The following is a 6612-nucleotide window of genomic DNA, read 5'->3' as shown; positions in this document are numbered from 1 at the left end:
AGATGTCCTGGGCGCCCAGGCGCGGCATGGCTTCCGGGGCTAACTCGGCCAGCAGCGCATGGCCGGGCAATTGCTCCAGCTCGAAACTCATGCGGCAACGGTTGCCGAGGAAGGTGATCTCGCGGACCTTGGCCGGGAACAGGTTTTCTTCATGCACTGGAGGGTTGACGCTGATCGCCTCCGGGCGACAGAACAAGCGGCCGGACTTGGCCACGCCGGCATCGTCGGCCAGGCGCATGTTCATCCCACCGACCTGGGCATGGCTGGCACTGTTGCGGCTGAACGGCAGCCAGTTGCCCTGGCCGACAAACTCCGCCACAAACGGCGTCGCTGGGCGGTCATAGATTTCCTGGGGCGTGGCGTATTGCTCGACCTTGCCGTTGTTCATCACGGCGATGCGGTCGGCCATCAGCATGGCTTCATCCTGGTTGTGGGTGACCATCAGCGTAGTGATGCCCAGGCGGCGTTGCAGTTGGCGCAGCTCGGTGCACAGATGCTCACGGACGCGGGCGTCGAGGGCCGACATCGGTTCATCCAGCAACAACAACGAAGGTGCAGGCGCCAAAGCACGGGCCAGGGCGACACGTTGTTGCTGGCCACCGGAGAGTTGGCCGGGGTATTTCTTTTCACTGCCGACCAGGCCGACCAATTCCAGCATCTGCCCGACGCGCTTGCGCACTTCATCGCGACCGCTGCCGGTGAGGCCGTAGCCGATATTCGCTTCGGCAGTCAGATTGGGGAACAACGCGTAGGACTGAAACAGAATGCCGTAGTCCCGTGCCTGGGGCGGCAGCAGGGAAACATCACGGCTGCCCAGGTACAGTTCGCCGCTGTCCTGGCGCTCCAGGCCAGCGATGCAGCGCAGCAAAGTGGTCTTGCCGCAACCGGACGGGCCCAGCAGGCACACCAGCTCGCCGGCGGCGACGTCCAGGGAGACGTTGTCCAGCGCAGTAAAAGCGCCGAAGCGTTTCTGGATACCGCGCACTTTCATCGGCGCGCCGGGTTGGGTCAGGGCTGTGTTCATGCAAGGCACCTCATCGAACTGATGAAGCCCATGCTAGGCAGGCAATGCGTCCCTCATGTGGCAGAAAGGCAAAACGCGGTGATAGTGGTATTGGTGGATTTGGGTAGGACGCGGGCAGCCTTGTTGTGGCGATCGGGCTTGATCGTTAAAGCGGTGACATTTCCTGCGCCAACCCCAGAAATGCCGCCGGCAACCGTGCGCCTTTGCGTTCCTTGAGGCAGTAGAGATACTCCGGAATCTGCGGCGCATTCTCGAAGGTCAGCACGCGCAATTGCGGATCGTGTGGCACTTCCTGACGCGCAATGATGCTGATGCCGATGTTGCGCAACACCGCCTCACGGATCGACTCGCGGCTGCCGATTTCCAGCAACGGGCCGTAGCTCACGTTGGCGCTTTGCAGGAGTTCTTCGGTGAGGCGTCGCGTGGTTGAGCCCGCTTCACGCATCAGCAAGGTGTGCCCGGCCAAAGCGCTCAGCGGCACGTGATCCAGCTTGGCCAGGGGATGGTTGCGATGCACCGCCAGCACCAGCGGGTCGGTGCCCAGCACACGGCGGATCAGGCGCGGGTCTTCCAGCAGTTGCGAGGAGGCGGCGACGTCGACGCGGTAATCATCCAGCGCTTCGAGCACCTGCTGGGAGTTACCGATTTCCACCGACACCTCCACTTGCGGCAGGCGTTCGCGAAAGGCTTTGACCAGGTCGAGGATGTAGTAAGGCGCCGTGGCGGCAATCCTCAATGCGCCCTGGACCTGGCCATTGTTGCGCAGGAAAAACTCGATGTCCGCTTCCTGCTGCAACAGCGCCTTGACCATCGGCAGCAGGCGCGCGCCCTCGTCGCTGACGGTAAGGCGGCGACCGCCGCGGTAGAACAGCTCGACGCCGTATTGGCTTTCGAGGTTACGGATCTGGGTAGTGACCGTGGGCTGGCTCAGGCCGAGTTTTTTCGCCGCCTGGGTGATGCTGCCCAGGCGGGCGACCATGAAAAAAGCCTTCAGCTCGGCACTCAGCACACCACCCTCTCATCTCTATTTGCGCAACAGGCGCAGGCCATTGAACACCACGAGCAGGCTCACGCCCATGTCGGCGAACACCGCCATCCACATGGTGGCCAAGCCCAGGAAGGTGACCGCCAGAAAGATCGCCTTGATCACCAACGCCAGGGCGATGTTCTGCTTGAGGATACTCGACGTTTGCCGCGACAGACGAATGAATGCCGGAATCTTGCGCAAATCATCGTCCATCAGCGCCACGTCGGCGGTCTCGATGGCCGTATCGGTGCCCGCTGCGGCCATGGCAAAACCGATTTCGGCACGGGCCAACGCCGGGGCGTCGTTGATGCCGTCACCGACCATGCCCACGCGGTGGCCTTGACCGTAGAGAGCCTCGATGGCTTGCAGTTTGTCGGTCGGCAACAGGTCGCCCTGGGCCTGGTCGATACCCACCTGGGCGGCAATCGCCTGGGCGGTGTGAGTGTTGTCGCCGGTGAGCATCAGGGTCTTGACGCCCAGCTCGTGCAGTTGCTGGATGGCTTCGCGGCTGCTGTCCTTGACCGTGTCGGCCACGGCGAACAGTGCCAATGGGCCGGACTTGTCGAGCAACAGCACCACGGACTTGCCCTGCTTTTCCAGGGCGAAAAGTTTTTCTTCCAGCTCCGGCGAGCACAGGCCCAGGTCTTCCACCAGGCGGTGATTGCCCAGGTGGTAGGTTTCGCCGTTGATGTCGCCACGCACGCCGCGACCGGCCAGGGCCTCGAAGTTATCCACAACATGGGTGGGCAGGTTTTTATCCACAGCCGCGTTGGCGATCGCCAGCGACACCGGGTGATCGGAACGCCCAGCCAGACTGGCGGCCAAGGCCGGCGCGCTGTCTGCGACGTTGGGGAACAGCGCCAGGTAATCGGTTTGCACCGGCTTGCCGTGAGTGATGGTGCCAGTCTTGTCGAGGGCCAGGTAGTCGAGTTTGTAACCACCTTCCAGGTACACGCCGCCCTTGATCAAGATGCCTTTGCGCGCTGCCGCCGCGAGGCCGCTGACGATGGTCACCGGGGTGGAAATCACCAGCGCACACGGGCACGCCACTACCAGCAACACCAGGGCGCGGTAGATCCAGTCAAACCAGGCGCCGGCCATGAACAGCGGCGGAATAATGGCCACGCCGAGGGCGAACAGAAACACCGCCGGGGTATAGATCTTCGAGAAGCTGTCGACAAAGCGCTGGGTCGGCGCGCGGGCGCCTTGGGCCTGTTCCACCGCATGAATGATGCGCGCCAGGGTGGAGTTGTTGGCCGCGGCGGTGACTTTGTATTCCAGGGAGCCGGCCTGGTTGATGGTGCCGGCGAAAACTTTATCACCCACGGTTTTCTCAATCGGCAGGCTTTCACCGGTGATCGGTGCCTGGTCGATGGTGGATTGGCCGGCGGTGACTTCACCGTCCAGGCCGATGCGCTCGCCGGGTTTTACCCGCACGATTGCACCCAACTCAATGCTTTTGACTTCCTGTTCAGCCCACGAACCATCGGCCTGCTGTACCGTGGCTTGCTCCGGCGTCATCTGCATCAAGCCGCTGATGGCATTGCGCGCACGGTCCAGGGACTTGGCTTCGATCAACTCGGCCACGGTGAACAGGAACATCACCATGGCGGCTTCCGGCCATTGTCCGATCAGGATTGCACCGGTCACGGCGATGCTCATCAGGGCATTGATGTTCAGGTTGAGATTTTTCAGGGCAATCCAGCCCTTTTTGTACGTGGTGAGGCCGCCGCTGAGGATCGACACCAGCGCCACCAGCGCGATCACCCAGGTGGGCGCGACGCCGCTGAAGTGCAGCACTTCGGCCCCCAACGCACCCACGCCGGACAACGCCAGTGGCCACCAGTGCTTCTTGGCCGGCGGCTCAGCGGCAGGGGTGCCTTCTTCGATGGGATCAGCCTGCATCCCCAGGGATTTGATGGCGTCGATGATCGGCGCAGTGCTCGGCAAGTCGTGAGTGACGCCGAGGATACGGTTGATCAGGTTGAACTCAAGTTGCTGCACGCCGGCCAGCTTGCCCAGTTTGTTCTGAATCAGCGTCTGCTCGGTGGGGCAGTCCATGGCTTCGATGCGAAAGGTGCTCAACCGCGAGCCGGCGGTAGGCGCCTCGCTCAGTTGCACCAGCGCCGGGGCCGGCGTTCCGGCACAGCAGGAGCCGCCGTGGCCGTGGTCATGCACCGGCGTGAGTTTTTTCGGGCCATGATCGTGGTCGTGATCATGCTCGTGTTTGTGCGGGGTGTGGATGGAATCGCTCATTCTGTCGCGTCCGTAAAGGTGCCTGTTGCCAAGTAAAGACCCTGTAGCCACTATAGGGTCAAGCACCCATTTGGAGATTGCTGCGATGAAGATCGGCGAACTGGCCAAACTGACCGACTGCCCGGTGGAAACCATCCGTTACTACGAGAAGGAAGGCCTGCTGCCACCCCCGGCGCGCACCGACGCCAACTACCGCGTGTACACCCAGGCGCACACCGAGCGACTGGTGTTTATCCGTAACTGTCGCAGCCTGGACATGACCCTGGAAGAAATCCGCAGCCTGCTGGGCTTGCGCGACAGCCCCCAGGACCAGTGCGAAAACGTGAATGCGTTGATTGACGAGCATATCCACCATGTGAAAGCGCGGATCGATGGGCTGTTGGCGCTGCAGGAGCAATTGCTGGACCTGCGCCAACGTTGTGGTGGCGGACCGGAGTGTGGGATTTTGCAGCGGCTGGAAGTCAGCGGGAGTGTGGCAGCCAGCGAGGCTGAGCCCTCACATGTAGGGCGCAGCCATGGGCATTGATCAGATCGCCACGTCAGCCTTGATGCTTGGGTCGGCGTCGTAACCGACGATTTCGAAGTCTTCGAACTTGTAGTCGTAGATCGACGCCGGTTTGCGCTTGATCACCAGCTCCGGCAGCTTCTTCGGCGTGCGCGCCAGCTGGGTGCGGATCTGTTCCATATGGTTGCTGTAGGCATGGGTGTCGCCGGTGGTGACGATGATCTCGTGAGGAATCAGGTCGCACTGCTGGGCCAGCATATGGGTGAGCAAGGCCAGCGCGGCGGTGTTGTACGGCAGGCCGAGGAACACGTCAGAGCTGCGGATGTACAACTGCATCGACAGGTGACCGTCGTGCACAAACGCCTGGTACAACAGGTGGCACGGCGGCAGGGCTTGCTTGCCGTTGCGCGCGTTTTCCTGCGGGCTCTGGGTCTCGTCGGGCAGGTACTCGACGTTCCAGCCGTGGAACAGGATGCGCCGGCTGTTGGGGTTGGTCTTCAGCGTGTGGACCATGTAGTCGATCTGGTTGATCGTGCCGCCGTCCTTGGTCGGCCAGGCGGTCCATTGTTCGCCGTACACCGGGCCCAGGTCACCGTCTTCGGTGGCCCATTCGTCCCAGATTTTCACGCCGTTCTCGTTGAGCCACTTGATGTTAGTGTTGCCACTCAACATCCAGATCAGCTCGTTGGCAATGCTTTTGAAGTGAAGCTTCTTGGTGGTCAGCAGCGGGAAGCCGTCGGCCAAGTTATGCCGATACTGACGGGCAAACACGGCCTTGGTGCCGGTGCCGGTGCGATCGCCCTTGGTCAATCCATTGGTCACGACGTCGTTCAGTAGCTCGAGATATTGCTTCATTTTTTTACCCGTATCGTTGAAGCCGAGGCTGCGCAACCGCCTCGGCATTCGAATTTAAAGCGCGGTGTTCTTCAGCGGCTGCGGGCGATTGTACGCCCACCACAGCAAGCCCAGGCCACCGAGGATCATCGGCAAGCTGAGGATCTGACCCATGGTCACCCAACCGAACGCCAGGTAGCCCAATTGTGCATCCGGCACGCGCACGAACTCGACGATAAAGCGGAAGATCCCGTAGAACAGCGCGAACATGCCGGAAACCGCCATGGTCGGGCGAGGCTTGCGCGAAAAGATGTACAGGATAAGGAACAGCGCCACGCCTTCCAACGCGAACTGATAAAGCTGCGACGGGTGGCGCGGCAGTTGCGCCGGGTCGCTGAACGGTGGGAACACCATGGCCCACGGCACGTCGGTCGGCTTGCCCCACAACTCGGCGTTGATGAAGTTACCAATGCGCCCTGCGCCCAGGCCGATCGGCACCATCGGCGCGACGAAGTCCATCAGCTGGAAGAACGACTTGCCGTTGCGGCGACCGAACCACCAGGCGGCGATCATCACGCCGATAAAGCCGCCGTGGAACGCCATGCCGCCCTTCCACACTTCAAATATCAGCGTCGGGTTGGCTATGTACGCGGAGAGGTCGTAGAACAGCACATACCCCAGGCGTCCGCCGACAATCACGCCCATCGACAGCCAGAAAATCAGGTCGGAGAGCTTCTCCTTGGTCCAGGTCGGGTCGAACCGGTTCAGGCGGCGGGAAGCCAGGAACCAGGCACCGCCGATGCCGATCAGGTACATCAACCCGTACCAGTGGATTTTCAGCGGACCGATGGCCAGGGCCACCGGGTCGATCTGCGGGTAAGGCAGCATTGCGACTCCTCGTTAATCATTCGTTATAGCGCCCGGGACCATGCCGGGCCGCGATTAAGCCTGCATTATCCAAATTCT

At 61.8% G+C, this 6612-nt stretch carries 6 protein-coding genes; 1 reads left to right on the top strand and 5 read right to left on the bottom strand.

Features of this window, described 5'->3' with window-relative positions:
* The 3 genes from HX812_RS18595 to HX812_RS18585 all read right to left on the bottom strand — a co-directional run.
* On the bottom strand, positions 1-1024 hold a 1024-nt coding region (locus tag HX812_RS18595), incomplete at its 3' end, for a putative 2-aminoethylphosphonate ABC transporter ATP-binding protein (RefSeq protein ID WP_178949120.1).
* Positions 1025-1169: 145 nt separating this feature from the next.
* Positions 1170-2033 carry a LysR family transcriptional regulator gene (locus HX812_RS18590; RefSeq protein WP_016979030.1) on the bottom strand — a complete coding sequence of 288 codons (864 nt, stop codon included), beginning with the start codon at positions 2031-2033 and terminating at the stop codon, positions 1170-1172.
* A 15-nt stretch (positions 2034-2048) separates the two neighbouring features.
* Positions 2049-4307, bottom strand: a complete 2259-nt coding sequence (locus tag HX812_RS18585; RefSeq protein ID WP_038850666.1) for a heavy metal translocating P-type ATPase — start codon at positions 4305-4307, stop codon at positions 2049-2051.
* Between the two features lie 85 nt (positions 4308-4392).
* Between HX812_RS18585 and cadR the strand changes: the two genes are divergently transcribed.
* Entirely contained in the window at positions 4393-4833 is a 441-nt protein-coding gene (gene cadR, locus HX812_RS18580; RefSeq protein WP_016979028.1) for a Cd(II)/Pb(II)-responsive transcriptional regulator, read from the top strand.
* Here cadR and HX812_RS18575 read toward each other — a convergent pair whose 3' ends face one another.
* Both HX812_RS18575 and lgt read right to left on the bottom strand, forming a co-directional pair.
* Entirely contained in the window at positions 4834-5667 is an 834-nt protein-coding gene (locus HX812_RS18575; RefSeq protein ID WP_025999960.1) for a thymidylate synthase, read from the bottom strand.
* Positions 5668-5721: 54 nt separating this feature from the next.
* Positions 5722-6534, bottom strand: coding sequence for a prolipoprotein diacylglyceryl transferase (gene lgt, locus HX812_RS18570; RefSeq protein WP_010207296.1), 813 nt, complete (start codon positions 6532-6534; stop codon positions 5722-5724).
* Between the last annotated feature and the right edge of the window lie 78 nt (positions 6535-6612).

It is taken from the genome of Pseudomonas sp. IPO3749, assembly GCF_013386605.1.
Taxonomy (GTDB): Bacteria; Pseudomonadota; Gammaproteobacteria; order Pseudomonadales; family Pseudomonadaceae; genus Aquipseudomonas; species Aquipseudomonas azotoformans_A.
Note: the sequence above shows the minus strand (reverse complement) of the source record. Positions and strands in the feature narration are given on the sequence as shown.